General features: G+C 70.2%; 26 protein-coding genes. 15 read left to right on the plus strand and 11 right to left on the minus strand.

Features of this window, described 5'->3' with window-relative positions; genetic code table 11:
* Positions 1–21: 21 nt before the first annotated feature.
* The 5 genes from ACWDR4_RS08340 to ACWDR4_RS08360 are packed head-to-tail and all read left to right on the plus strand — an operon-like array spanning position 22 to position 4,298.
* The gene (locus tag ACWDR4_RS08340; protein WP_450405484.1) at positions 22–1,362 is read left to right on the plus strand and encodes an L-fuconate dehydratase; all 1,341 of its coding nucleotides are present in this window, start codon (positions 22–24) and stop codon (positions 1,360–1,362) included.
* Positions 1,359–2,114, plus strand: coding sequence for an SDR family NAD(P)-dependent oxidoreductase (locus ACWDR4_RS08345; protein ID WP_450405487.1), 756 nt, complete (start codon positions 1,359–1,361; stop codon positions 2,112–2,114). Before ACWDR4_RS08340 ends, ACWDR4_RS08345 begins: the two co-directional genes overlap by 4 nt.
* Positions 2,115–2,170: 56 nt before the next feature.
* The gene (locus tag ACWDR4_RS08350; RefSeq protein ID WP_450405730.1) at positions 2,171–3,154 is read left to right on the plus strand and encodes an aldo/keto reductase; all 984 of its coding nucleotides are present in this window, start codon (positions 2,171–2,173) and stop codon (positions 3,152–3,154) included.
* Positions 3,151–3,465, plus strand: a complete 315-nt coding sequence (locus ACWDR4_RS08355) for an L-rhamnose mutarotase (RefSeq protein ID WP_450405489.1) — start codon at positions 3,151–3,153, stop codon at positions 3,463–3,465. Before ACWDR4_RS08350 ends, ACWDR4_RS08355 begins: the two co-directional genes overlap by 4 nt.
* Entirely contained in the window at positions 3,450–4,298 is an 849-nt protein-coding gene (locus ACWDR4_RS08360) for an amidohydrolase family protein (RefSeq protein ID WP_450405491.1), read from the plus strand. Before ACWDR4_RS08355 ends, ACWDR4_RS08360 begins: the two co-directional genes overlap by 16 nt.
* Here ACWDR4_RS08360 and ACWDR4_RS08365 read toward each other — a convergent pair.
* The gene (locus ACWDR4_RS08365) at positions 4,286–5,713 is read right to left on the minus strand and encodes a lipase maturation factor family protein (RefSeq protein ID WP_450405494.1); all 1,428 of its coding nucleotides are present in this window, start codon (positions 5,711–5,713) and stop codon (positions 4,286–4,288) included. The two genes, ACWDR4_RS08360 and ACWDR4_RS08365, sit on opposite strands and share 13 nt — an antisense overlap.
* Before the next feature lie 96 nt (positions 5,714–5,809).
* Here ACWDR4_RS08365 and ACWDR4_RS08370 point away from each other — a divergent pair, with 96 nt between their 5' ends.
* From ACWDR4_RS08370 to ACWDR4_RS08380, 3 genes are all read left to right on the plus strand, one after another.
* Positions 5,810–6,073 carry a hypothetical protein gene (locus tag ACWDR4_RS08370; protein ID WP_450405497.1) on the plus strand — a complete coding sequence of 88 codons (264 nt, stop codon included), beginning with the start codon at positions 5,810–5,812 and terminating at the stop codon, positions 6,071–6,073.
* 64 nt (positions 6,074–6,137) lie between these two features.
* Positions 6,138–8,225, plus strand: coding sequence for a SpoIIE family protein phosphatase (locus tag ACWDR4_RS08375; protein WP_450405500.1), 2,088 nt, complete (start codon positions 6,138–6,140; stop codon positions 8,223–8,225).
* Positions 8,226–8,256: 31 nt separating this feature from the next.
* A complete protein-coding gene (locus tag ACWDR4_RS08380; protein ID WP_450405502.1) occupies positions 8,257–9,120 on the plus strand; it encodes an Fpg/Nei family DNA glycosylase in 864 nt (287 codons plus the stop codon).
* A 78-nt stretch (positions 9,121–9,198) separates the two neighbouring features.
* On the opposite strand, the gene ACWDR4_RS08385 is transcribed toward ACWDR4_RS08380, so the two are convergent.
* The 4 genes from ACWDR4_RS08385 to ACWDR4_RS08400 form a co-directional block, all read right to left on the minus strand.
* Positions 9,199–9,852 carry a zf-HC2 domain-containing protein gene (locus ACWDR4_RS08385; protein WP_450405505.1) on the minus strand — a complete coding sequence of 218 codons (654 nt, stop codon included), beginning with the start codon at positions 9,850–9,852 and terminating at the stop codon, positions 9,199–9,201.
* Positions 9,853–9,991: 139 nt separating this feature from the next.
* A complete protein-coding gene (locus ACWDR4_RS08390) occupies positions 9,992–10,507 on the minus strand; it encodes a hypothetical protein (protein WP_450405507.1) in 516 nt (171 codons plus the stop codon).
* A gap of 148 nt (positions 10,508–10,655) precedes the next feature.
* Positions 10,656–11,204: a sigma-70 family RNA polymerase sigma factor gene (locus ACWDR4_RS08395; RefSeq protein ID WP_369032198.1), complete on the minus strand. Its 549-nt coding sequence runs from the start codon at positions 11,202–11,204 to the stop codon at positions 10,656–10,658.
* A 170-nt stretch (positions 11,205–11,374) separates the two neighbouring features.
* Positions 11,375–11,851, minus strand: a complete 477-nt coding sequence (locus tag ACWDR4_RS08400; protein WP_450405510.1) for a universal stress protein — start codon at positions 11,849–11,851, stop codon at positions 11,375–11,377.
* A gap of 144 nt (positions 11,852–11,995) precedes the next feature.
* Here ACWDR4_RS08400 and ACWDR4_RS08405 point away from each other — a divergent pair, with 144 nt between their 5' ends.
* Positions 11,996–12,838 carry a polysaccharide deacetylase family protein gene (locus ACWDR4_RS08405; protein ID WP_450405513.1) on the plus strand — a complete coding sequence of 281 codons (843 nt, stop codon included), beginning with the start codon at positions 11,996–11,998 and terminating at the stop codon, positions 12,836–12,838.
* A gap of 54 nt (positions 12,839–12,892) precedes the next feature.
* Here ACWDR4_RS08405 and ACWDR4_RS08410 read toward each other — a convergent pair whose 3' ends face one another.
* A complete protein-coding gene (locus ACWDR4_RS08410) occupies positions 12,893–13,555 on the minus strand; it encodes a class F sortase (RefSeq protein ID WP_450405516.1) in 663 nt (220 codons plus the stop codon).
* 376 nt (positions 13,556–13,931) lie between these two features.
* Between ACWDR4_RS08410 and ACWDR4_RS08415 the strand changes: the two genes are divergently transcribed.
* A complete protein-coding gene (locus ACWDR4_RS08415) occupies positions 13,932–14,420 on the plus strand; it encodes a hypothetical protein (RefSeq protein WP_450405519.1) in 489 nt (162 codons plus the stop codon).
* 98 nt (positions 14,421–14,518) lie between these two features.
* On the opposite strand, the gene ACWDR4_RS08420 is transcribed toward ACWDR4_RS08415, so the two are convergent.
* From ACWDR4_RS08420 to ACWDR4_RS08435, 4 genes are all read right to left on the minus strand, one after another.
* Positions 14,519–15,043: a hypothetical protein gene (locus ACWDR4_RS08420; RefSeq protein ID WP_450405521.1), complete on the minus strand. Its 525-nt coding sequence runs from the start codon at positions 15,041–15,043 to the stop codon at positions 14,519–14,521.
* 280 nt (positions 15,044–15,323) lie between these two features.
* Positions 15,324–16,088, minus strand: a complete 765-nt coding sequence (locus tag ACWDR4_RS08425; RefSeq protein WP_450405524.1) for a bestrophin-like domain — start codon at positions 16,086–16,088, stop codon at positions 15,324–15,326.
* An 18-nt stretch (positions 16,089–16,106) separates the two neighbouring features.
* On the minus strand, positions 16,107–16,235 hold the full coding sequence (locus ACWDR4_RS08430) for a hypothetical protein (RefSeq protein WP_450405526.1): 129 nt from the start codon (positions 16,233–16,235) through the stop codon (positions 16,107–16,109).
* Between the two features lie 22 nt (positions 16,236–16,257).
* A complete protein-coding gene (locus ACWDR4_RS08435) occupies positions 16,258–16,566 on the minus strand; it encodes a hypothetical protein (protein ID WP_450405528.1) in 309 nt (102 codons plus the stop codon).
* A gap of 596 nt (positions 16,567–17,162) precedes the next feature.
* Between ACWDR4_RS08435 and ACWDR4_RS08440 the strand changes: the two genes are divergently transcribed.
* From ACWDR4_RS08440 to ACWDR4_RS08455, 4 genes are all read left to right on the plus strand, one after another.
* Complete coding sequence (locus ACWDR4_RS08440; RefSeq protein ID WP_450405531.1) at positions 17,163–18,140, plus strand: SCO0930 family lipoprotein; 978 nt, start codon at positions 17,163–17,165, stop codon at positions 18,138–18,140.
* A gap of 413 nt (positions 18,141–18,553) precedes the next feature.
* A complete protein-coding gene (locus tag ACWDR4_RS08445; protein WP_450405534.1) occupies positions 18,554–19,366 on the plus strand; it encodes an SAM-dependent methyltransferase in 813 nt (270 codons plus the stop codon).
* Positions 19,363–21,507, plus strand: a complete 2,145-nt coding sequence (locus ACWDR4_RS08450) for a putative bifunctional diguanylate cyclase/phosphodiesterase (protein ID WP_450405536.1) — start codon at positions 19,363–19,365, stop codon at positions 21,505–21,507. The genes ACWDR4_RS08445 and ACWDR4_RS08450 overlap by 4 nt, the downstream gene beginning before the upstream one ends.
* Positions 21,508–21,566: 59 nt before the next feature.
* Entirely contained in the window at positions 21,567–21,896 is a 330-nt protein-coding gene (locus tag ACWDR4_RS08455; RefSeq protein ID WP_450405733.1) for a nuclear transport factor 2 family protein, read from the plus strand.
* A 111-nt stretch (positions 21,897–22,007) separates the two neighbouring features.
* Here the strand turns inward: ACWDR4_RS08455 and ACWDR4_RS08460 are convergent, their stop codons facing one another.
* The gene (locus ACWDR4_RS08460) at positions 22,008–22,892 is read right to left on the minus strand and encodes a LysR family transcriptional regulator (protein WP_450405539.1); all 885 of its coding nucleotides are present in this window, start codon (positions 22,890–22,892) and stop codon (positions 22,008–22,010) included.
* Positions 22,893–23,024: 132 nt separating this feature from the next.
* Here ACWDR4_RS08460 and ACWDR4_RS08465 point away from each other — a divergent pair, with 132 nt between their 5' ends.
* Complete coding sequence (locus ACWDR4_RS08465; protein ID WP_450405734.1) at positions 23,025–23,696, plus strand: succinate dehydrogenase; 672 nt, start codon at positions 23,025–23,027, stop codon at positions 23,694–23,696.
* Position 23,697: the final 1 nt, after the last annotated feature.

Below are 23,697 nucleotides of genomic sequence, written 5' to 3' on the forward strand. Positions count from 1 at the left end.
CCCCTGACCGAAAGGCCTTCCGTGTCACCCAGCCCCGCCCGCGTCATCGCGGTCGACACCTACGACATCCGGTTCCCCACCTCGCGCGAGCTGGACGGCTCCGACGCGATGAATCCAGACCCCGACTACTCGGCGGCCTACGTCGTGCTGCGTACCGACGCGGCCGACGGGCACGAGGGGCATGGGTTCACCTTCACCATCGGGCGGGGCAACGAGGTCCAGGTCGCCGCGATCGACGCGCTGCGCGGGCATGTGGTCGGCCGGTCCGTCGACGCGCTGTGCGCGGACCCGGGCACCCTGAACCGCGACCTGATCGGCGACAGCCAGCTGCGCTGGCTCGGACCCGAGAAGGGCGTGATGCACATGGCGATCGGCGCCGTCGTCAACGCCGTGTGGGATCTTGCCGCGAAACGGGCAGGTCAGCCCCTGTGGCAGCTGCTCGCCGAGGCCGAACCCGAGTGGCTCGTCCGGCAGGTCGACTTCCGCTACCTCACCGACGCGCTCACCCCCGAGGAGGCCCTCGACCTGCTCCGCCGGGGCCGGGAGGGCGCCGCCGAACGCACGGCCGACCTGCTGGCGAAGGGCTTCCCCGCCTACACCACCTCCGCCGGCTGGCTCGGCTACGACGACGAGAAGCTCACCCGGCTCGCCACCGAGGCCGTCGCCGACGGCTTCACCCAGATCAAGCTCAAGGTCGGAGCGGACCTCGACGACGACGTACGCCGCTGCCGCGTCGCCCGGTCCGTCGTCGGCCCCGACATCCGCATGGCGATCGACGCCAACCAGCGCTGGGACGTCGACGAGGCGATCCGCTGGACCAAGGCGCTCGCCGAGTTCGACCCCTACTGGATCGAGGAACCCACCAGCCCCGACGACATCCTCGGCCACGCCGCGATCCGCCGGGCCGTGGCCCCCGTCAAGGTCGCCACCGGGGAACACGTCCAGAACCGGGTCGTCTTCAAGCAGCTCCTCCAGGCCGACGCCATCGACTTCGTCCAGATCGACGCGGCCCGTGTCGGCGGCGTCAACGAGAACCTCGCCATCCTGCTGCTCGCCGCCAAGTTCGGCGTTCCCGTCTGCCCGCACGCGGGCGGCGTCGGCCTGTGCGAACTCGTCCAGCACCTGTCGATGTTCGACTACGTCGCCCTGGCGGGCACGACCGAGAACCGGGTCATCGAGTACGTCGATCATCTGCACGGCCACTTCCTCGACCCCGTGGTGATCAGGCAAGGTCATTACCGCGCACCGACCGCGCCGGGCTTCTCCGCGACCATGCGGCCGGAGTCCATCGCGGAGTTCACGTTCCCCGGCGGCACCTTCTGGGCCGCCGACCTGGCGAAGGAGAAGGGGCAGGCCGCATGACCGACTTCGAGGGTCTCAAGGCGCTGGTCACGGGCGGCGCGTCCGGCATCGGCCGGGCCACCGCGGAACTGCTGGCGGCGCGCGGCGCCCAGGTCGCCGTCCTCGACCTGGACCTGTCGTCGGTCGAGAAGCCGCTGCTCGGCTACCGGGCCGACGTCACCGACGACACGTCCGTACGGGAGGCGGTGGCCGCGGCCGTCGCCGACCTCGGCGGCCTGGACGTCCTGGTCAACAACGCCGGGATCGGCGCCCAGGGCACCGTCGAGGACAACGACGACGAGCAGTGGCACCGCGTGTTCGACGTCAACGTGCTCGGCATGGTCCGCGTCGCCCGCGCCGCGCTGCCCCACCTGCGGCGCTCGGCGCACGCCGCCATCGTGAACACCTGCTCGATCGCGGCCACGGCCGGCCTGCCGCAACGCGCCCTGTACAGCGCCACCAAGGGTGCCGTGCACTCGCTGACCCTCGCCATGGCCGCCGACCACATCCGCGAGGGCGTCCGTGTGAACTGCGTCAACCCCGGCACCGCCGACACCCCGTGGGTCGGCCGCCTCCTCGACGCGGCCCCCGACCCCGCCGCCGAACGCGCCGCACTGGAGGCCCGCCAGCCCAGCGGCCGACTGGTCTCGGCCGCCGAAGTCGCGGGCGCCATCGCCTACTTGGCGAGCCCCCTGTCCGGCGCCACCACCGGCACGGCACTCGCCGTCGACGGCGGTATGCAGGGCCTCAGGCTGAGGCCGGTGGGCCAGTGAACACGCCGAACAACACCCTAGGCAGCGCCCCCGTGCCCGAACTCGTCCCCATGCCGGTGCACGCGCTCGGCCGCAGCGGTGTCGAGGTCACCGGCCTCGCCTTCGGTGCCGCCGCCATCGGCAACCTCTTCACCGAGGTCCCCGACGAACAGGCGCACGACGCCGTGTCCGCCGCCTGGGACGCGGGCATCCGCTACTTCGACACCGCGCCGCACTACGGCATCGGCCTGTCCGAACGCCGCCTCGGCGCGGCCCTGCGCGAGCACCCGCGCTCGGCGTACACCATCTCCACGAAGGTCGGCCGCCGCCTGGAACCCGTCGCTGCCCCGGCCGGCGACGACCTCGCCAACGGCTTCGCGGTCCCCGACACCCACCACCGCGTCTGGGACTTCAGCGCCGACGGCGTACGCCGCACCCTGGAGGCCAGCCTGGAGCGGCTCGGCCTCGACCACGTCGACGTCGTCTACCTCCACGACCCCGACGACCACGCCGAGGAGGCCTTCCGCGAGGCCTACCCGGCCCTGGAGAAGCTCCGCTCGGAAGGCGTCGTGCGCGCGATCGGCGCGGGCATGAACCAGGCGGAGATGCTCACCCGCTTCGTCCAGGACACGGACGTCGACGTGGTGCTGTGCGCCGGCCGCTACACCCTCCTCGACCAGAGCGCGCTCACGGAGCTGTTGCCCGCCGCCGTGGAACGCGGTACGTCGGTCGTGATCGGCGGCGCCTTCAACTCCGGCCTGCTGGCGGACCCGAAGCCCGGAGCGACGTACAACTACACTGCCGTCTCGGGCGAGTTGCTCGACCGCGCCCTGCGCATGCAGACCGTCGCCGACCGCCACGGCATCACCCTGCGGGCAGCCGCCCTCGCCTTCTGTGCGGCCCACCCGGCCGTCGCGAGCGTCCTCGTCGGTACCCGCTCGGCGGCCGAAGTCCGGGACTGCGCCGAGCAGTTCGCCACCTCCGTACCCGAGGCCTTCTGGGAGGAGCTGACGGACACCGGCCTGCTGTCCGCCGAGCAGCCGTCGGGGGAGACGCCATGAGAGTCGCCCTGCACACCAAGGTCCGCGCCGACCGTGTCGCCGAGTACGACGCCGCCCACCGCGAGGTCCCCGTCGAACTGACCGACGCGATCCGCGCCTCCGGCGCCACCTCCTGGAGGATCTGGCGCAGCGGCACCGACCTCTTCCACGTCCTGGAGTGCGAGGACTACGCCCTCCTCCTCGCGGAGCTGGAGAAACTGCCGGTCAACGTGGCCTGGCAGGCCCGGATGGCCGAACTCCTCGACGTGGTGCACGACTACTCCGGCGAAGGCGCCGACGCCGGCCTGCCGGTCGTATGGGAGCTGCCGTGACGATCGTGGACGCGCACCACCACGTGTGGGACCTGTTGGTCCGGGACCAGGACTGGATCGCCGAAGGCAGCCCACTGCGGCGGGACTTCACCATGGCGGACCTCGCACCGCAGGCCCACGCGGCCGGAGTCGACCGCACGATCCTCGTCCAGACGATCACCGTGCCCGAGGAGACCCCGGAGTTCCTGGCACTCGCGGCGGAACAGGAGCTGATCGCGGGCGTCGTCGGCTGGACGGACCTGACCCGCACCGACGTCGCCGACGAACTGGCCAGACTGCGTGAACTCCCCGGTGGCGCATACCTGAAGGGCATCCGCCACCAGGTCCAGGGCGAGCCGGACCCGGAGTGGCTGCTGCGCCCGGACGTACGCCGGGGCCTCGCCGCCGTCGCCGAGGCGGGCCTGGTGTACGACCTGGTCGTCCTCCCGCACCAGCTGCCCGCGTGCGTCAAGGCGGCCGAGTCGCTGCCACAACTCACCTTCGCCCTCGACCACTTGGGCAAACCGCCGATCGCCGCCGGCACCCTGGAACCCTGGGCCTCTGACCTGCGTTCCCTGGCCGCCCTGCCCAACACGGTCGGCAAGCTCTCCGGCCTGGTCACCGAGGCCGACCCCACGGCCTGGACCCTGGACGACCTGCGCCCGTACGCCGAGACGGCCCTGGACGCCTTCGGGCCGGACCGCCTGATGTTCGGCTCGGACTGGCCGGTGTGCGTGCTCGCCACGTCGTACGGCCAAGTCGTGTCCCTGGCCGAGGAGTTGACCACCTCCCTCGACACGGGCGAACGCGAGCAGGTTTTCACGGGCACCGCGACCCGTGTCTACGGCCTCTGAACCGGCCCGGCGACCAGTCGTGTCGGCGGCATGAACTCCCGTACGTACACCCGCTCCCAGCACGCCCCCGTCGCCCGCAGCTCCCGCCAGGTCGTGTAGCGGTAGCGGAACAGGCGGGCGCGGACGTAACGCGGCGGCACGTCCGGCGGGAAGGGGGAGTGGCGCAGCAGTCGGAGTGTGTCGCGGTCGTTCTCCAGGAGGCGTTCGACCATCGCCCCGAACCACGACCCGGCGTACGCGGGCGACAGCGCGGCGAACCACATCATCCAGTCGAGCCGCAGATGGTAGGGCGCGAACTGGCGTGGCCAGCGTCCCGGTTGACCCGGCTTGCCCTTGAACTCGTACTCCCGCCAGTCGGATTCCTCGCGCGGTACGTCGTCGGCCGTGCCCTCGACGACCACCTCGTACCGGATGCGGCTGACGCTGCCGAAGGCACCGTAGGTGTTGACCAGATGGAGCGGGTCGAAGGAGCGGTTCATGACCTGGCGGCGCGAGAGCATGTTGCGGACCGGGCGGTAACTGAGGCTCAGCAGTCCCGTGGCGACGGACAGGACCACGATCTCGTACCAGAGCGGGGTGTCCGGGAGGGTCGTCGGTGCCGTGTCCGGGAGGCGTACCGCCGACAGGGCCAGCACGATCGTGAGCCAGTTCAGCCAGGCGAAGTTGCCCGACAGAACCAGCCACAGCTGGGTGACGACCATCAGGGACGCGGCGGCCGTCGCCACCGGGTGTGGGGTGAACAGGAGGACGGGGACGGCGAGTTGGGTGATGTGGTTCGCCGCTGTCTCGATCCGGTGCACCGGCCTCGGGAGGTGGTGGAAGAACCAGCTCAGCGGGCCCGGCATCGGCTGCGTCTCGTGGTGGTAGTCGAGGCAGGTGAGTTTTCGCCAGCACGCGTCGCCGCGCATCTTGATCAGACCGGCGCCGAACTCGACCCGGAACAGGACCCAGCGCAGCAGGAACAGCACCACCACCGGCGGCGCGACCTCGTCGTTGCCCAGGAACACGGCGAGGAAGCCGACCTCCAGGAGCAGTGACTCCCAGCCGAAGCCGTACCAGGTCTGGCCGACGTTGACGATCGACAGATACATCGCCCATGGCAGCAGCCACAGCAACATGCCCGCCCAGAGCGGGAGTTGGGAATCCAGCCCGGCGAGCAGCGCCACCGACACCGCGCACCCCGTCGAGGCCCAGACGGCGAAGAAGCGGTCGGAGTAGTGGAGTTGGAACACGCTCGGTGCCTGCCGGAAGCCGACCCGGGCGACCAGGGCAGGTACGGGCAGCATGCCCCGCTCGCCGATCAGCGCCCGGAACTGGAGGGCCGCGCCCAGGAACGCGACGAGATAGACGCAGGCCAGACCGCGCTGGAAGAGCAGGCGGCTCAGCCAGTACTCGGGTGCGGTGAACCACTCCACGCCGTTCGCCCCTCTCTCCCCGCTGCCTCCTCCATTGTGACGCTGGGTGACCATCTCGGCTTGCGTGCGCCGAGCGGGTGACGCAGACAATGGGGAATGCACCGAACCCTTGTCACCGCCTGCGCACTCTCGGCAGCCCTGCTCGTCGGCGGCTGGGACGGCGACCCGCCCGGCGAGGAGGTCGTGTCCCCGGACGACCTGGGCTTCGGCACGGCCCAGGACGCCTGCGACGAGATCGGCCCCGACACCGTCCCGGAGATCCCCGACCTCCCCGACGGCGGCGGCCTGATTCCCGACGAGACAAGCACCGCATATGGCGTGTACGCCCTGTACGACCCCTGTGAGGGCGTCGGCGAGTGAAGGATGCCCGACGAAAGCTGTCGGACAAGTCGAAGAATCAGCCAAACACTGGCAAGGTGGCCCCATGGCTGATCGGGGAGCGAGCGCCCTGTCACTCCCGGACGACTGGCCCGCCCACCCGGATCCGATTCTGTCGCTCAACCGTATGGGGACGTTCGACTGGGACCTGGACGCCGGTCTGTTCCACATGGACGCGCTGGCGCACGAGATCTTCGACCTGCGCCCCGACGAATACGACGGCCACCCCGAGAGCCTGGCCGTGCGAGTGCCCCGGATGGAGGGCCTCCGGATCGACTCCGTGGTCTCCGAGGCCATGAAGGACGGCAGCGAGAACTACGGCGTCTACTTCCGCCTCCACCGCCGCGACGGCACCCTCCAGTGGACCCACACCCAGGGCTACATCCGCCGTGACGAGACGGGCCGCCCGCGCCGGGTCATCGGTATCGTCCGCGACGCCACGCAGGAGCTGCGGGACAGCCGGACCCGTACCGAACAGGCCGCCAAGGACGAGGTCCGGCGCCGCCAGACCAACGTCGTGCAGGTCATCACCGCGGCCCTCGCACACGCCCGCACCGTGGAGGACGTCATCGACGTCCTCACCAACTCGCCCGGCGTCCCCCACCTCGGCGCCGCCAGCCTCGTCATGGGCCTGGTGGAGGCCGGCCGGATCCGTCTGGTCGCCGAGGGCCCGGCGGGCGCCTCCGTCCCAGGCACCCGCATCACCCGGATCGAGGAGCCCTACCCGATGGGCGACGTCGTACGGACCCTCAGCCCGCGGTTCATCGAGTCGCCGGAGGAGTTCGCGGCCGGGTACCCGATCCTGTGGCCGCATCTCGTCGATCTGAAGATCACCTCGGCCGCCTATCTGCCGCTCATCGCGCAGGCCCGGCCGATCGGCGCGATGGGCCTGCTCTACAACGACCGGTACGGCTTCTCGGCGGAGGACCGGGCCGTCCTCGTCGCGCTCGGCACCAGCATCGCGCAGAGCCTCCAGCGAGCCATGCTCTACGAGCAGGAGAAGGACCTCGCCCAGGGCCTCCAGCAGGCCATGCTGCCGCGCACCATCCCCAGCGTGCCCGGCGCCGACATCGCCGTCCGCTACCGCGCCGCCTCCTCCGGCGGCCAGCTCGGCCGGGACATCGGCGGTGACTGGTACGACGTGATCCCACTGCCCGGCGGCCGGGTCGGCGCGGTCATCGGGGACGTCCAGGGCCACGACACGCACGCCGCGGCCGTCATGGGCCAGCTGCGGATCGTCCTGAAGGCCTACGCCGCCGAGGGACACCCGCCCGCCACCGTGATGGCCCGCGCCTCCGTCTTCCTCGACGAACTCGACACCGACCGCTTCGCGACCTGCCTGTACGCGGAGGCCGACATGGCCACCGGGGTGGTCCAGGTGGTCCGGGCCGGCCATCTCGACCCGCTGGTGCGAAGCGCCGACGGCACCTGCCGGCGCGTCCCGGTCGACGGCGGGCTGCCCCTCGGCCTCTCCGCCGAGTTCGGGCGTCTCACCTACCCGGTGGCCATCCTCGAACTGGAGCCCGGCGAAACCCTGGTGCTGTGCACCGACGGACTCATCGAGGAGCCCGGCGCCGACCTCGCCGACGGGATGCGGACCCTCAGGGCGCTCATCGCCGCCGGTCCGGAGAGCGCCTGGGAACTGGCCGACCGCCTCATCGAGGTGGCCGACGAGCGGGGCGGGGACGACGACGTGGCCCTGCTGCTCCTGCGCCGCCGGGGCCTGGCCGCCGTACAGTCCGGCGGGCGGCTCCAGCAGCACGTCGCGCCCAGTGACCCCGACGCGCTGAGCGAGGCCCGGCACATGATCGGCGCCGCCGTCCGGGCCTGGGGCGCCCGCGAACGCGCCGACGAGGTCGAACTGGTAGCCGACGAACTGATCACCAACGCCCTGATGCACACCGAGGGCCCGGCGATCGTCACCCTGCGCGTGCTGACCGCCCCCGAACGACGGCTGCGCGTCGAGGTCGAGGACTCCTCCAGCGCCCTGCCGCGCCGCCGGGAGGCCGGCGAGTCCGGGGTCTCCGGGCGCGGCCTGCTCCTGGTCGACCTCCTCTCCGACACCTGGGGCGTGGAGGCACGCGGCGGCGGCAAGGTCGTGTGGTGCGAGTTCGCGGTGCCGCCCAGAAGCTGAGCACCCGGGCGGGCGGTGGCACCCTGGACGTATGCCGGAACTTCCCGAGGTCGAGGCGCTCAGGGACTTCCTGACCGAACGGCTCGTGGGCCACGAGGTGGTCCGCGTGCTGCCCGTCGCGATCAGCGTCCTGAAGACGTACGACCCACCGCTCACCGCCTTCGAGGGCCGCGAGGTCACCGCCGTGCACCGGCACGGCAAGTTCCTCGACCTGGCCACGGACGGCGGCCCGCACTTCGTGACCCACCTGGCCCGCGCCGGCTGGCTGCACTGGCGCGACCGCCTCCCGGACGGCCCGCCGAAACCCGGAAAGGGCCCGCTCGCGCTGCGTGTCGCCCTGGAGACCGGGGAGGGCTTCGACCTCACCGAGGCCGGCACCCAGAAACGGCTCGCGGTGTACGTCGTACACGATCCGCAGGAGGTGCCCGGCGTCGCCCGGCTAGGCCCCGACCCGCTCGCCGACGACTTCGACGAGGAACGGCTCACCGGCCTGCTGGCGGGGGAGCGGCGACAGCTGAAGGGCGCGCTGCGCGACCAGAGTCTGATCGCGGGGGTGGGGAACGCCTACAGCGACGAGATCCTGCACGCCGCCCGGATGTCCCCGTTCAAACTCGCCGCCTCACTCACACCCGAGGAGAACCGACGCCTGTACGAGGCCCTGCGCACAACACTCACCGAGGCGGTCGAACGTTCCCGCGGCCTCGCGGCCGGACGCCTGAAGGCGGAAAAGAAAAGCGGCCTCAAAGTCCACGGCCGAACCGGCCAACCCTGCCCGATCTGCGGCGACACAGTCCGAGAGGTCTCCTTCAGCGACTCGTCACTCCAGTACTGCCCGACGTGCCAGACGGGCGGAAAACCCCTGGCGGACAGACGGATGTCCCGCCTACTGAAGTAGAGCCCTGAGGTAGCGCACCGAAAGGGGCGCGGGGAACTGCGCGACCAGCCACAACGGCGCAGCAGCCAAATCACAACCTCACGGCGCGTCAAGCGTCACCAGACGCAACCCAGCGGTCGTACGCAACTCATATCGATCGATCTGATCAGGATGAAAAGTCGACGCCCCCATCATGGTGCTGGCGCGAGCATCATGCTCAGGCACGTTCCAGTTCGTCAGCGTCTCTTCCGTGCCATCGTCCGCAATAGCGACAAGATGACACGCGCGGGGCCCGGCCCCATCCTTCACCTTCAGCTCGATCTGGCTCCCCCAGACCGTGTTCTCACTGGTGACCTGAGCCCAGACGCCCGACCGCTCGTCGGTCGCCGTGACCCGCTGCGTCGGATCCGCGTCGCCGCCCGCCATGATCGCGATGCCGGGCCCGGCCACAGCGAAGACCACCGCGGCGGCGACCGCGTACAGCAGGCGACGCCGACCGGCCCGCTGCCGGTTGGCGACCTCGCCGAGCAGCCGGTCCAGAAGCCTGGGACCGGGTTGGGCCATGGGGTGCACGGAGCGCGGCGTGGCCCGCTTGTACAGCAGCAACTGCCGTGTGGCGGAGCCGAATTCGGTCACTTGGACCGCGCACTGGGGGCACTCCATGAGGTGGTCCTCGAAGCGGAAGGCCTCCGCCTCGTCGAGCACGCCGAGCGCGTATGCGCCGACGTCGCGATGCCGTTCCAGGGACCTCATGCCGAATCCTCGTGCCGATGGTACGGGTGGGGTGGTGTTGCTCCCACCGGTACGCACCGGACCGCGGAATCACTCAAGCCCCATACCGAATCGAGACCTTAGGTGTTCGGAGCGGCGGGGCTCGCGGATTGGTCGGATTCTAAAAAAGATGGATCGCCAGATGACCGAGGGGCAGTCCGAGCCGCCAGGCCGGGGTCCACACCTTCGGTCCGTCGTCCTCACCGAGCACGGGCCCGCCACCCGGTACGGCGTCCAGGTCCGGGGCGAGCAGCTCGGTCTCCTCCAGCCAGCGCCAGGCGGCAGCCGCGAGGTCCAGGTCCGGGGCCGGCGCTCCTGATTCGAGCGCGTCGGCCGCCAACCTGGAAATACGTTCGCGGACCCAGTCCTGCCAGGGCTGGTCGTACGCCGTGAGCGAAAGCCACTTCTCCAGCTGTGTGATGACCCGGATGCCCGAGAGTTCCCCGCTGGTGTCGGAGAGGAAGATGGTGAGTGCCAGCGCGTCCCGACCCGCGCGGAACTCGAAGGACGTGGGCGGCATCAGGTCGCCCGTCCGCAGCAGCTCGTCGGCGATGTACTCGGCGTACAACCAGGCCATGGGGACGGTGAGTTCGCCCCCGCCGGTGCCGTCCGTGCTCTCTTGACCTCTGTGCAGCATCCCTTCCTGCCTTCCTCCGGTGCGTGCGCGTCGCCCGACCCCGGGCATCCGGGACTGGTGCCAGTCCGGAACACGGATGAAGACAGCTGATGGCTCAACCATGGTCCTCAGCAAGGCGCTTTACCGAGGTTTGACTCGACCATTGGTTTCACCGCAGGTCGGCCGCATAACCCGGCAGGACTCGGCGCAGGGCGCGCAGCGCGTAGTACGCGCGAGACTTCACCGTACCGGGAGGAATCCCGAGGGCTGTGGCGGCCTCCGCCACACTCGCCCCCTGGAAGTACACGAGCACCAGGACTTCACGGTGCTCGGGAGTGAGTGTCTTCACAGCCTCCCGCACATCGAGGGTCGCCGCGGACCGTTCCGCGTGATCCGCACATACCCGCGCGTTCTCCAGGATCGCGTCCCCGACCTCGGCGGGCCGCGCCTGCCGGGCCCGCCGCGCGTCGATGGCGAGCCGCCGCCCCACGGTCATCAGCCAGGGCCGTACGGACTCGAAGTCGTCGGCGCGCAGCGCCTCGGGGTGCTGCCAGGCACGTACGAGGGTCTCCTGCACCAGGTCCTCGGCGCGCTGCCGGTCGCCGTCGCACAGGCGCAGCAGCAGGGCGAAGAGCGGTCGGCCGTGCTCGCGCTGCAGCGCGGCCAGCTCGTGCTCGGCGGTCGTCGTCCCGTGGGTGATGGTGGTTCCGGCCGTCATGGCCGTATGGCATCGCAAGGGCCCGATTCGGGACAGAGCGCGGACCGGAGTGTGCGGCGGACGGTCGGACCCGTCGACGAACGGTGCGACGAACGGTCTGAACGGCGGATTCCTCATCCCGGCGGCCACTGGCCGATCCGACGACGGGTCAGTAGCGCCCCGGACTACGGCTACGGGACGACCGTCACCGGCCAGCGGCCCGCCTTCACCAGCCGGATCGCGACCGAGCCGATGATCCGGTGGCCCGCCTGTTCGGACGCTCCGACGACCACCGCGTCCGCCTTGAGATCGTCGGCGGCCTTCACCATCCCGGCGTACGGGTCCCCGCGGAAGGTGTGGAACTCCCAGCGGACGTCGAAGATCCCCTTGACCTGGTCGGTGCCCTCGCGGATCTGTGCGATGAGGTCCTCGGCGATCCGGTCCGTCGTCTCCGCCACGGGCGCCCCGAACGCGGTGCCCGCCGCCATCACCGGCTGGACGTACACCAGGGCGAGCAGCGCGTGCTGGCGCCGGGCCAGTCCCGCGGCGTAGGCGGCGGCGCGGAGGGAGGAGTCGGAGCCGTCGACGCCGACCACGATGACCTTCGGACCGTCCGTGCCCCGCTCGAACTGGTGCCCGGACCGGGGTGAGTGCTGCTCTTCCGTCACACCGCGAGGCTATCGGGCGCCCGGGGTCCGCAGGAGACGCGGGGGAGGGTCTGATCGGCGCGTACTGGTCCAGGCGGGTGCTTTCCTGCCGCCGCACCGGTGTCGATGCGGGGCGTCGGGACCGGACCGGGCGACTGATGAGTCATGACGAAGGATCAGTTGCTCACACGGCGCCGGGTGTTGATCGGCGGAGCCGCCGCCGTGGGAGCGGCCGGTACGGCCGCGCTGCTCACCGCGGGCCCGGACACCGCCCCGGCCGCCCGGCCCGCCGCCCCCGCCGCGGGCCCCCCGGCGCACCGCGCGCTCAAGCCCTCCGCATACCGCCTGGAGCCCCTCACCGGTTACGGCCCGCCGCCCGCCGCCGCGCACGGGCGCACCCTGGTCCGCCACGAGCCCCTGCTGCGGGTGTCCGGACGTGGCCGCACCATGGTGCTGACCTTCGACGACGGCCCTGACCCCCGCTACACCCCGGACATCCTGCGGACCCTGCGCGAGCACGACGTCCGCGCGATGTTCTTCGTGTGCGGGGAGATGGCGGTCCACAACAAGGACCTGCTCGCCGAGATGACCGAGGACGGGCATGTCGTCGGCAACCACACCTGGTCCCACCCGCTGCTCACCCGCCTGACGCGCGCCGAGATCCGCTCCCAGATGGAGCGCACCAGCGAGGTCGTCGAGGACGCCTGTGGCGAGGCGCCCGTCTGGTTCCGTGCCCCCTACGGCGCCTGGAACCGGGCCGCCTTCCAGATCGGCGCCGACCTCGGCATGGAGCCTCTCGCCTGGACGGTCGACACCCTCGACTGGATGGCCCCGGGCGCCGGCACCATCGTCGACCGGGTCGAGCGCGGCGCCGCCCCGGGCGTCGTGGTGCTCTCGCACGACGCGGGCGGCGACCGCTCGCAGAGCGTCCGGGCACTGCGCGACTATCTGCCGGAACTGCTGGATTCCGGGTACCACATCACCGTACCGACACGGCATTACACGTAACGGAATTCACGGAGTCACTGGAACCGGGCTTTCGCCCGCCCGGTCGGGGAACGCTCAGCGAACCTCGACCAGGCGGGCGAACACCACGACATTCCCGTTGTAGCCGTTCTGCTTGGAGAAACCGCCCCCGCAGGTGATGACCCGCAGTTCCGGGGTGTTTCTGCTGCCGTAGACACGGTCGCCGGGGAAGTTGTCCTTCTCGAAGACCTCGATGCCGTAGATCTCGAATACGGCCGTTTTCCCGTCCTGGCGCTGGACCTCGACGCGATGTCCCTTCTTGAGGGCCCCGAGTCCGTAGAACACGGCGGGGCCCTGTTGGTTGTCGACATGGCCGACGACCACCGCGGTGCCCTTCTCGCCGGGCGACACGGCACCGGTGAACCAGCCCGCCAGATTCGGGTCCTCCGCCGGCGGAGCGTCCACCCACCCGGCCGCGTCCAGACCCACCGGCAGCACCGGCGCGTCGACCTGGATCGCCGGGATCCGCACCCGGTCGACCACCGCGTACGGCAGTGCGGCCGGGGTGCTGGAGAAGGTGCCGCCCGGGAGGCGGCTGTCCGCTGCCGCCGCCGACGCGGGCTGCGGCGGGCCCACGTCGAACTCTCCCGAACCGTTCCGAATGAGAGCGAGGCCGGTCAGCAGAACAAGCGCTATCACGCCCCACGGAGCGCGCTTCTTCCGCCGCTCCTCCTCTTCCGCCAGCTCGGACGCAGACATTCGCCATCCCCTCTCGACCCGGCCGTCGCCGTGTCAATCGCGCATACGAGAACGCTAAGTGCCCGACGGGAAACCGGCGACGGGGCAGCAGCGAACGGGTGGCGCACGTGTCGGTCCTGACTTTTTCCCGACCCGTTCCCGACCTGTTCCTGACTCGTTCCTGAGCCATCCGGGTCGCGGGGAAAAGTATTTTTCTGACGGTCCGTGACCTGCGGCAATATCTGATTGTGTGGTCTTTGCTCGGCGTGTCCCCTCACCAGGACGGACCATTCCCGAAATGCGGCTGCGCGCACGGCATCTGAGGGTTCGTCTGGGAGGCGTTTTCTCGCCGATCGACCGGGGACGGGTCCCGGGGCGCCTTCCGCGGAGGTTCAACATGCGTACAACTCGTGCCCTGGTGGTGTCTGCCGCCACGGCTGCCGCGGTGGGGTTCGCCGCCCCGGCGGCCTCGGCCTGGGACCAGCCGACCAGCGTCACCGCCGCACCGAGCGTCATCGCTCCGGGCGGCCAGCTGGTCCTCACGGTCAACGGTTCCGCCTGCACCGTGAACGGCAGCACCGTCAGCTCCAACGCCTTCCCGGCGACCAAGCTCAAGTCGATGGGCGGCAGCACGGCGACGGCGACGGTGACCGTCAACTCGAACGCCACCGCGGGTTCGTACAGCGTCACCACCAACTGCGAGGGCCACTCCAAGACCTTCACCAGTGTCTTCACGGTCATCGGCGGTGTCCGGGGCGGTCTCGGTGGCAGCAGCTCCACCGGGGCCACCCCGACCGACATGGCGATCGGCGGCGGTCTGGTGGCCGCCGCGCTCGTCGGCGGTGGTGTGTTCTGGATGCGTCGCCGGTCCGAGAACCGGATCTGACGCTCACCCCTGCGGAGCGCGGACCGCACGTCGACAGCCCTTCGCCCCGGACCCTGACGGGTTCCGGGGCGAAGGGCTGTGCGGGTACCGACAGGTCGTCAGGCGTTGTCGCCGCCCGTGCCACGGCGGGAGAAGTGGTACGCCACCGCCAGCGACCCCGCGATGAGCGCCGCTCCGAGGCCGATCTCCTTGAGGTCGAAGCCGGCGACACTGCCGCCCTCACCCGCGTGCACACCCCGCTGGATCGGCACGGGGTAGTGCGTCGGGTTGCCGGAGTTGCCGCCGGCGATGGTGAGGTCGGTGTGGCCGTTCTCGCCGCCGCAGGTGAACGTCACCCGGTACGCGGCCCCCGGTTCGGCGTCCCAGTCGACCTTCGCCGTCGTCGACGACTGGCCCTTCGGGATGGTGACCGGATCGAAGACACCGGAGGACACCCGGGTGTCGTCGTTGCAGTTGTCCACGCGCAGGGTGACCTGTCCGCCCGCCGCGATCGTCGAGGGCACGACGCTGAAGCCGAACGACGTGACGCTGTTGTCCGTGACGGCCGCGTGGGCGGCGGGCGAGGCGAGGGTGAGGGCGGTGACGCCCAGCAGTGCGGCCGAAGCGACGCGTATCGCGCGCATGTGAGTCCTCCGGGTCCCCGAGGAGCAGCTGCGGACCTTTTCCGCTCGCGCCGTACCGTTCGCGCCAGAAATGCACCTCGATGACCGAAACGCTAGGAACACGTGTGCGTACGCGCGATCGGTGTCGTGCGAATGGGGCATGGACGTGGGCCGGTCAGGGGATCTCGTTGAGCGAGTCGGGGGACACGCGCGCGTGACGGGTGTCCCCCGTGGACGCGGCCGGTGAGGAACCGTCAGCCGGTCCCCACCTGTCCGCGACCGGTCATCCGTGGTGGACGGTCTAGCGGTCCGCGCCCGGAAAGAGCGTCAGGAACGGATCCGCCGTGGCGGTGATGCCACGGCTGTAGGGCGCGTCGAAGTCCCAGATGAGGAAGAGCAGGAAGGCGATCAGGGTGGAGAACAGCCCGGCGAGGATCAGCTCGCGGGGTGTGCGGCGGATCTGGAGGGCGAAGATCATCCCGACCGTGATCATGCCTCCCGCGATCAGGCCGAACCAGACGACGCCCGGCATGGTCGGCCCGGTCGAGTCGGCGCGGGCCGTACGGGCCTGGTCCGCCGTGGTCACCTGGTCCAGGAGCGGCTGGTAGGCCTGTGCCTGGAAGTCCGTCTTCGGCTCGTAGTCGGTGACGTCGGCGCGGATACGGTCCAGCAGCTGGTCGCCCCGCTCGGTCACCTTGCCGTTGTCGGACATCTCCTTCCACTCGGTCTTGACGACGTGTCCGACATAGGCGTTGACATCGTCCCGAATGCGGTCACGGACGTCGGGCGGATAGACCCGGACCCGCTCGGAGATCTCGTGCAGCGCGTGGGCCTCGGTCGACACATGGTCCTGGGCGACACCGCGCGCCTCCCAGACACCGGCGATGGCCAGGCCCAGCACGATGGCGTAGACCACGCCGATCCACATCGTCATGTACTCGATCACGTCCGGGGTGTCGGACGGATCCTCGTCCTCCGGGGCCCTGCGGTCCCGTACGAAGGTGATGAGGACGACGACCGCGATCGCAGCCGCGATCGCGACGGCGAGAACAAGCCATTCCGACAAGGGGATGCCTCCAAGGGGTCAGCGCGGACGCAGTGCGACGACGGCGATCAGTGCGGGCAGGGTGACGAGCATGGTGAACGAGACGAGCGACGGGCCGCCGCGGACGGTCCGTTTGCGGGCGGACACGTGGTACGGCGGATAACTCACCGTCGTCGGTGACGCCGTGGGACTAGGACTCGGGCTCGGCTTCGGCTTCGGGGTGCTCGTCGGTGTGTACGAGGGGGTGGGGGGCGGCGCCGGTGGTGGCGGCGGAGCCGGGGCGGGCGGAGCGGCCGGTGGTTTCGGCTCCGGTGCCGGTGTCGGCTTCTGCGGGGGAGTGGGTTTCGGGGTCGGGGTGGGCGTGGGACTCGGCTTCGGTGGTGGCGGCGGCTCCTTCGTGGGCGGGGGTGTCGGTGGGGGAGTCGGCGTCGGAGTGGGGGTCGGTGAAGGCGTGGGCGTCGGGGTGGGGCAGGGCGGTGGTGGTGTCGGGGTCGGGCACCAGGAGTCGGTGCCGACGATCACCGCCGTACCGTTTCCGGTGACGGCGACTCCACCGTTGCCCACGCCGACCGACCAGCCGTCCGAGGTGGCGGCCGGGACGCCGGTGTCGACCGTGACCGCGGCGCCGTTCCCGGTGACCGTCACCGCTGTGCCGCCGCCCTGGTCGGTGGAGACGGAGACGCAGGTCGTCGCGCCGGCCGTGCCGATCGGCACGCCGACGAGCAGCCAGGTCACTGCCAGCAGCGCCAACACCCGTATGGCGAGGGCGAATCGGGTCCGTGTGGGTCCATACACGACGAAGATCATGTGCGCTGGGCGCTCCCGCGTGCGCGGGAGCGCGAGGAGATTGCCCCGAACGAGTGACATATGTCGTGCCGCGGTTTGGATCACGCGTTCTAGATGGGGCCTGTGACCCGTCCTCGTGTACGAGGGGTGACGGATGACGGCGTGCAGGCAGTGACGGGTGAGGCCACAGGGATCGGAAAGAAATTTGTGCAGTGGTTGAACACAGTGACCATCCCCGCCCGTACCTAGGACCGTGCGGCGGCCCAGCAGGGCGTCGCAACACCCTAACGATTACGGGGAGTTTCAATTATGAAGACCTCCTGGCGGAGCGCCTCACTCGTAGCGTCAGCTGCGGCCGTGCTGGCGCTTACGACGGCGTGCGGTCAGGACAAGGCCACCGACACGAGCAGCCAGAATGTCGGTGCGGCGGCCCCCGCCGCCGGTGGCTACGGATCCACGGCCGGTACGAGCACGGCCGGTACGGGTACCGGCACTGGTTCCGACACCGGTACGGCGGCCGATGGAGATCAGGCCGCCGCGGGCGACAAGGCCGCTGCGGGCCAGCTGAACGTGGTCGCCAGCGCGGAGATCGGCAAGGTGCTGGCCAGCAGCTCCGGCCGTACGATCTACCGTTTCGACGCGGACACGGCCGAACCGCCGAAGTCCAACTGTGACGGCGACTGCGCCACCGCCTGGCCGCCGGTTCCGGCGGACGATGTCACGGCCGGTGCCGGTATCGATGCTGCGCTGCTCGGCGAGGTGACCCGCGCCGACGGCACCAAGCAGCTGACGGTCGGCGGCTGGCCCGCCTACTACTACGCCAAGGACACCGCGGCCGGTGACATCAAGGGCCAGGGTGTGGGCGGCAAGTGGTACGGCCTCGCTCCCGACGGCAAGAAGGCCACGCTGGCCTCGCTGCCCGGTCTGTCCACCCGCAACGACGCCAAGCTCGGCGAGATCGTCGTCGACAAGAACGGCATGACGGTCTACCGCTTCATCAAGGACGAGGCCTGGCCGAAGCCGGTCTCCGCCTGCGTCGGCGCCTGCCTGGAGAAGTGGCCGGTCGTCGCGCCGGTCGAGGTCAACGACACCAAGGGTGTCCAGAAGAAGGGCCTGATGAGCTTCACCCGGCCCGACAACGGCGCCAAGCAGATGACCGTCAACTGCTCGCCCATCTACACCTTCATCAACGACAAGGAGCCCGGCGACACCAACGGCCAGGGCGTCGGCGGCACTTGGTACGCCGTGGCACCCGACGGCAAGCTCGTCGGCGCGCCGAACGAGTAGTAACCGGTAGCGGGAGAAGCCGACTTCTCCGGGCCTGCTCCCTTCGTGCCGCACAGTCCGTGTGGTGTGAAGGGAGCAGGTCGCTTCGGCATGTCCGCGACTCCACTGCTCCGCGACTCCGCAATGCGCCGACAGGCAGGGCGATTTGCCGGTGAATCGTCCCCGACTCGCCGTATTTCAACAGGAGTCGGCGGCGACTGTTCGTAACCCTTGGGAACTTTTGGAATGCTCCGGATACGTTTCGGAGAGAGTTCGGCAGTGAGTTCGCGGTACGTCAATTCGGCACGTGCCGCAGGCAGTGACCGGGAACGGATGGTCAATTTCCGTTTCCGCTCGCTCCTTTGGCAGGCGATCAGTAACCTCAGCTCGAACACTGGAGCGCCAACGCCTGCCAACTCCTGGGAGAGAGATAGATGGAGCGTCCCGCCTGGGCCCCCCGGGGCATCGACATCTCGGTGCCGAGCGTCTCCCGGATCCACGACTTCTACCTGGGCGGTTCGCACAACTTCGAGGTCGACCGGGAAGCGGCCCGCCGGGCCATGGAGTTCCTGCCGGGACTTCCGAAGATGATGCAGGCGAACCGCGCGTTCATGCGCCGGGCCGTTCGATTCGCGGTCGCCGAGGGCATCACCCAGTTCCTCGACATCGGCTCCGGCATTCCCACCTTCGGCAGCGTCCACGAAGTGGTCCGGGCGGTCAGCCCGCAGGCGCGGGTGATGTACGTCGACCACGACCCGGTTGCCGTCGCACACAGCCAGGTGGTCCTGGCCGGCGACGAGCACGCGGACGTCCTCGCGGCCGATCTGCGCAAGCCCCGGGAGATCCTGGACAGCCCCCAGGTGCGGGGTCTGATCGACCAGAACCGGCCAGTGGCCCTGCTTCTCGTTGCCATACTGCACTTCGTGGAAGACATGGACGACCCGTACGCGGCGGTCGCCGAGCTGCGCGACGCGCTCGCGCCCGGCAGCCTGCTCGTCCTGTCGCATGCCTCGTACGAGGGAATCCCGCTGCCGCCGGAGCGGGCCGAGGGGGCGGTCGACGTATACAAGGACATTCGCAACCCGCTGGTCATGCGCTCGCGCGACTCGATCGCGCGGTTCTTCGAGGGGTACGACATGGTGGAACCGGGACTGGTGCCGATGCCGCGCTGGCGGCCGGAGACGGCACCGGAGGACGAGGACGCGTACGCCTTCTCCGGATTCGCCGGCGTGGGGCGTACGGCGTGACCGCGGAGCCGGACGGGCCCCAGGACAGACTGCGCCGGTTCGCGACCATCTGGAGCCGGTCGGTGTACCAGGTGACCTCCACGTCGCTCACCCGGCCGGAGTTCGAGGAGCAACTCCTGCCGCTCGCCGGGCGGTTGAGCGAGGCGCTGCGCGCCAGGACGTTCGACGCCGAGGAGGGCCGGGCGGTCGGCGCCGCGCTGGTCGCCGCGCACTGCACCGACCCCGAGGCGCTGAGCCGCTCGCTCGACTGCGTGGACGCCTATCTGGTGCTGTACTGCGGTGAGGACGGCCCGCAGGAGGACCTGCGCAACCGTGCGTCGAGGCTCCAGCACGCCATGGCCGCCGGATACGCCGGCGCGCTGCGCGAGCGGACGCTGGCCGAACAGGAGGCGATCGCGTGGGCCGCGCAGAGCGCGCGCAGCACGGTCGCCGAGGCGCTGCACGACAGTGAGGCCCGCTTCCGCGCGGTCTTCGAGGGCGCGGCCATAGGCATCGCCATCGCCGACCTCGACGGCAACATGCTCCAGTTCAACGGCGCGCTGCAACGCATGTTCGGCGGCTCGGAGCAGACCGTACGCAGCCGCAGGGTCACGGACTGGACCCACCCGGACGACGCCCCGCAGGTCTGGAAGCTCTACGAGGAACTCGTCCGCGGCGAGCGTGAGCACTACCACGTCGAGAAGGCGTTCTACCGCCCCGACGGAACGGTCCTGTGGACCAACCTCACGGTCTCCCTCCTCCGGGACGCCGACGGCCGGCCGCAGTACCAGCTGGCCCTGATGGAGGACACCACCGAACGCCGGCTCCTCAACCTCCGGCTGCGCTACGAGGCCACGCACGACGCGCTCACCGGGCTGCCCAACCGCACGCTGTTCTTCGAACGCCTGGAGAAGGCGGTGACGGCGGGCGAGGGCCAGCGCTTCGGCCTGTGCTATCTCGACCTCGACGGCTTCAAGACCATCAACGACAGCCTCGGCCACGCGGCCGGCGACCGGCTGCTCGTCGAGGTCGCCGACCGGCTCCAGTCCTGTGCGACCGCGCCGGGCGAGATGGTGGCCCGGCTGGGCGGCGACGAGTTCGTGGCGCTGACCACCGGCCCCGACACCGAGGCCGAGGTCGACGAACTCGCCGCCCGCATCATGCACGCGCTGATCGCCCCGGTCAGCGTCGACGGCCGCGAGCTGACCGTGCGCGGCAGCATCGGCATCGTCGAGGGCCCGGCAGGTGAGCGCGGCCCGGCGGAGGTACTCCGAAGCGCCGACATCACCATGTACCGGGCCAAGTCGGCGGGCGGCAACCGCTTCGAACTGGCGGACCCCGAGGCCGACTTGAAGGCGATCACCCGCCACGGCCTGACCACCGCGTTGCCGGCGGCCCTGGACCGGAGCGAGTTCTTCATCGAGTACCAGCCCCTGGTCAACCTCGGTGACGGCAGCGTCCGTGGCGCCGAGGCCCTGGTGCGCTGGCTGCATCCGCAGCACGGCGTCCTCGGCCCCGACCGCTTCATCCCGCTCGCCGAACACACCGGCCTGATCGTCCCGCTCGGCCGCTGGGTCCTGGAACAGTCGGTGCGCCAGGCCCGCGACTGGCAGGAACGGTACGGAGGCCACCCGGCAGGCGGCCCCCTCCGAATCAACGTCAACCTCTCCCCCTGCCAGCTCACCCACCCCGGCCTCGTCCAGGACACGGTGGACATCCTGGAACGCGCGGGCCTGGAACCCGAGGTGCTGTGCCTGGAGGTGACGGAGTCGGCGCTGATCGGCGCCGACGACGACCTCCTCAAGCCCCTGCGCCGCCTCGCCGAGATGGGAGTCGACATCGCCCTGGACGACTTCGGCACCGGCTACTCGAACCTCGCCAACCTGCGCCGCCTCCCGGTGAGCATCCTCAAGCTGGACCGCTCCTTCACCCAGGGCATGCAGCAGTTCCCGGCGGACCCCGTCGACCTGAAGATCGTCGAGGGAATCGTCTCCCTGGCCCACAGCCTGAACCTCGCGGTCACAGTCGAGGGAGTGGAGACGGGCGCCCAGGCCGAACAACTCCGCATACTCGGCTGCGACACCGCCCAGGGCTGGTACTACGCCCGCCCGGGCCCTCCGGAACGCCTGCACGACCTGGCCCTGGTGGACGCGACGGGGTGAGACCTTCGACCCAGGAATCAGCTGACGTGGAAGAGGCCATCAAGGGCGAACTGCTCCTGATGGACCCCGCCTTCCGCGCCTCCGGCGAGGCCGCCCACCTGATCGACCCCGAGTTCGTGGAGGTCGGCGCCTCCGGCCGCCGCTACACGTACTCGGAGACGATCGCCGAACTGCCCACCAAGCCGGGCAGTTCGGCGGACGGCCCACGCTACGAGCCGTCAACGATCACGGGCGTCCTACTGGCCCCCAACCTGGTCCACCTCACCTTCGAAACGGACTTCAACGGCAACCGGGCCCGCCGAACCTCCCTGTGGCGCAAACAGGACGAGGAGACGGGCTGGCGCATGTACTACCACCAGGGCACCCCGGTCCCACCAGATCAAGCCTGAGCAGAGGCGCCCCTTAGGGGCGCGGGGAACTGCGCGACCAGCCACGTACTACCTGAACGCGCCCCACAACCCCGCGCCCCCTCCCCGCAGCGCAGACAACGCATCGCATCGCTACCGCTCAAACAACATCCGCTGCAACTCCCGAGCCGCCCGAGGCGGAGCCACATCGCTCCGATGGGCGAGCGCGATCGCCCTGAACAACCCCGGCCGAGCCAACGGAGTTACCCGTAGCCCACGCCCCGACCGGCTGGCCACCATGCGGGGCACGACGGCCACGCCCAACCCCGCCCGCACAAACCCCAGCACCGCGTCCATCTCCCCGCCCTCCACCGCGAACTCCGGCTCGAACCCCGCGGAGCGACATGCGGTCACGGTCAGTTCACGCAGGTCGTAGCCGTGCCGGAACATCACCAGACGCTCGCCCTCCAGGTCGGCGATGCGGACGGTCCGCCGGCCCTGGCCGGGTGCGGGCGCCTCCGGGGACGACACCACCACCAGGTCCTCGCGCAGAACCTCCAGTGTCGTCAGCGCCGGGGACGGTGACGGCAGCGGGAGGACGACCAGGGCCAGATCGAGGGCGCCGCGTGCCAGCTGCCGTACGAGATCGTGCGAACCGCCCTCCTCGATCAGCAGCCGGATACCGGGATAGCGGTCGTGGAAGGCGCGCAGCACCTCCGGCAGCAGCCCCGTGCACAGGCTCGGGGTCGCGCCCAGCCGGATCCGGCCCGCCCGGAGCTGGACCAGTTCCTGCACCTCGTGCCGGGCCGTGTCCGCGTCGGCCAGGATGCGCCGGGCCAGCGGAAGGAGCGCCTCGCCGGCATCCGTGAGCGTGATGTTGCCGCGCGCACGCAGGAACAGTTCGGCCCCCAACTCCCGCTCCAGCGCCTTGATCTGCTGGGACAGCGACGGCTGTGCGACATGGACGAGATCCGCGGCGCGGGTGAAGTGCCGGGTCTCGGCGACCGCCACGAAGTACTGGAGCTGCTGGAACTGCATGTGGCCCAGGGTACTGCTTGCATAGGCTGTGACTATGGAAACGAGCCGTACCATGTCTTGGACCGATCGGGGTCCCGCCGCCTAGCGTCTTGAACCATGGCTCTGGCAACGCGGACGGACCGACGGCCGTCGATGGCGCGCACCGTGTGGGACTCGTCCGTCGGCAAGAAGACCGTGATGGCCGTCAGCGGCCTGATCATGCTGCTGTATCTCGTCGTCCACATGATCGGAAACCTGAAGATCTTCTTCGGGCCCGGCGAGTTCAACCACTACGCCCACTGGCTGCGCACGGTCGGCGAGCCCTTCATGCACTACGAGTGGACGCTCTGGCTCATCCGGATCGTGCTCGTGGTCGCCGTCGTCGCCCACGCCACCTCCGCCTACCAGCTCAGCCGCCGTGACATCCGGGCCCGGCCGAGCAAGTACGTGCACAAGAAGGCGCGGGCCAGCTACGCGACGCGCACCATGCGCTGGGGCGGGATCATCCTCGGCCTCTTCATCGTCTGGCACATCCTCGACCTGACCACCGGCACCGTGCACTCGGGCGGCTTCCAGGAAGGTCACCCCTACCAGAACGTCGTCGACACCTTCTCCACCTGGTACGGCAACGTCATCTACATCGTCGCGATGCTCGCCCTCGGCCTGCACATCCGGCATGGCTTCTGGAGCGCCGCCCAGACCCTCGGCGTCGGCACCCGCACCCGCGACCGCGCCCTCAAGACCGTCGCCAACGTCCTCGCGCTGCTGCTCACGGCCGGTTTCCTCGCCGTACCCGTGGGCGTCATGACCGGAGTGGTGAGCTGAA

It is taken from the genome of Streptomyces sp. NPDC000878 (genome assembly GCF_053599695.1).

Excerpts from the sequence above, each read along its gene's own strand:
- ACWDR4_RS08345 (WP_450405487.1), top strand. The coding sequence starts at position 1,359 with ATGACCGACTTCGAGGGTCTCAAGGCGCTGGTCACGGGCGGCGCGTCC.
- ACWDR4_RS08355 (WP_450405489.1), top strand. The coding sequence starts at position 3,151 with ATGAGAGTCGCCCTGCACACCAAGGTCCGCGCCGACCGTGTCGCCGAG.
- ACWDR4_RS08360 (WP_450405491.1), top strand. The coding sequence starts at position 3,450 with ATGGGAGCTGCCGTGACGATCGTGGACGCGCACCACCACGTGTGGGAC.
- ACWDR4_RS08370 (WP_450405497.1), top strand. The coding sequence starts at position 5,810 with ATGCACCGAACCCTTGTCACCGCCTGCGCACTCTCGGCAGCCCTGCTC.
- ACWDR4_RS08375 (WP_450405500.1), top strand. The coding sequence starts at position 6,138 with ATGGCTGATCGGGGAGCGAGCGCCCTGTCACTCCCGGACGACTGGCCC.
- ACWDR4_RS08380 (WP_450405502.1), top strand. The coding sequence starts at position 8,257 with ATGCCGGAACTTCCCGAGGTCGAGGCGCTCAGGGACTTCCTGACCGAA.
- ACWDR4_RS08385 (WP_450405505.1), bottom strand. The coding sequence starts at position 9,852 with ATGAGGTCCCTGGAACGGCATCGCGACGTCGGCGCATACGCGCTCGGC.
- ACWDR4_RS08390 (WP_450405507.1), bottom strand. The coding sequence starts at position 10,507 with ATGCTGCACAGAGGTCAAGAGAGCACGGACGGCACCGGCGGGGGCGAA.
- ACWDR4_RS08395 (WP_369032198.1), bottom strand. The coding sequence starts at position 11,204 with ATGACGGCCGGAACCACCATCACCCACGGGACGACGACCGCCGAGCAC.
- ACWDR4_RS08405 (WP_450405513.1), top strand. The coding sequence starts at position 11,996 with ATGACGAAGGATCAGTTGCTCACACGGCGCCGGGTGTTGATCGGCGGA.
- ACWDR4_RS08410 (WP_450405516.1), bottom strand. The coding sequence starts at position 13,555 with ATGTCTGCGTCCGAGCTGGCGGAAGAGGAGGAGCGGCGGAAGAAGCGC.
- ACWDR4_RS08415 (WP_450405519.1), top strand. The coding sequence starts at position 13,932 with ATGCGTACAACTCGTGCCCTGGTGGTGTCTGCCGCCACGGCTGCCGCG.
- ACWDR4_RS08420 (WP_450405521.1), bottom strand. The coding sequence starts at position 15,043 with ATGCGCGCGATACGCGTCGCTTCGGCCGCACTGCTGGGCGTCACCGCC.
- ACWDR4_RS08440 (WP_450405531.1), top strand. The coding sequence starts at position 17,163 with ATGAAGACCTCCTGGCGGAGCGCCTCACTCGTAGCGTCAGCTGCGGCC.
- ACWDR4_RS08445 (WP_450405534.1), top strand. The coding sequence starts at position 18,554 with ATGGAGCGTCCCGCCTGGGCCCCCCGGGGCATCGACATCTCGGTGCCG.
- ACWDR4_RS08455 (WP_450405733.1), top strand. The coding sequence starts at position 21,567 with ATGGACCCCGCCTTCCGCGCCTCCGGCGAGGCCGCCCACCTGATCGAC.
- ACWDR4_RS08460 (WP_450405539.1), bottom strand. The coding sequence starts at position 22,892 with ATGCAGTTCCAGCAGCTCCAGTACTTCGTGGCGGTCGCCGAGACCCGG.
- ACWDR4_RS08465 (WP_450405734.1), top strand. The coding sequence starts at position 23,025 with ATGGCGCGCACCGTGTGGGACTCGTCCGTCGGCAAGAAGACCGTGATG.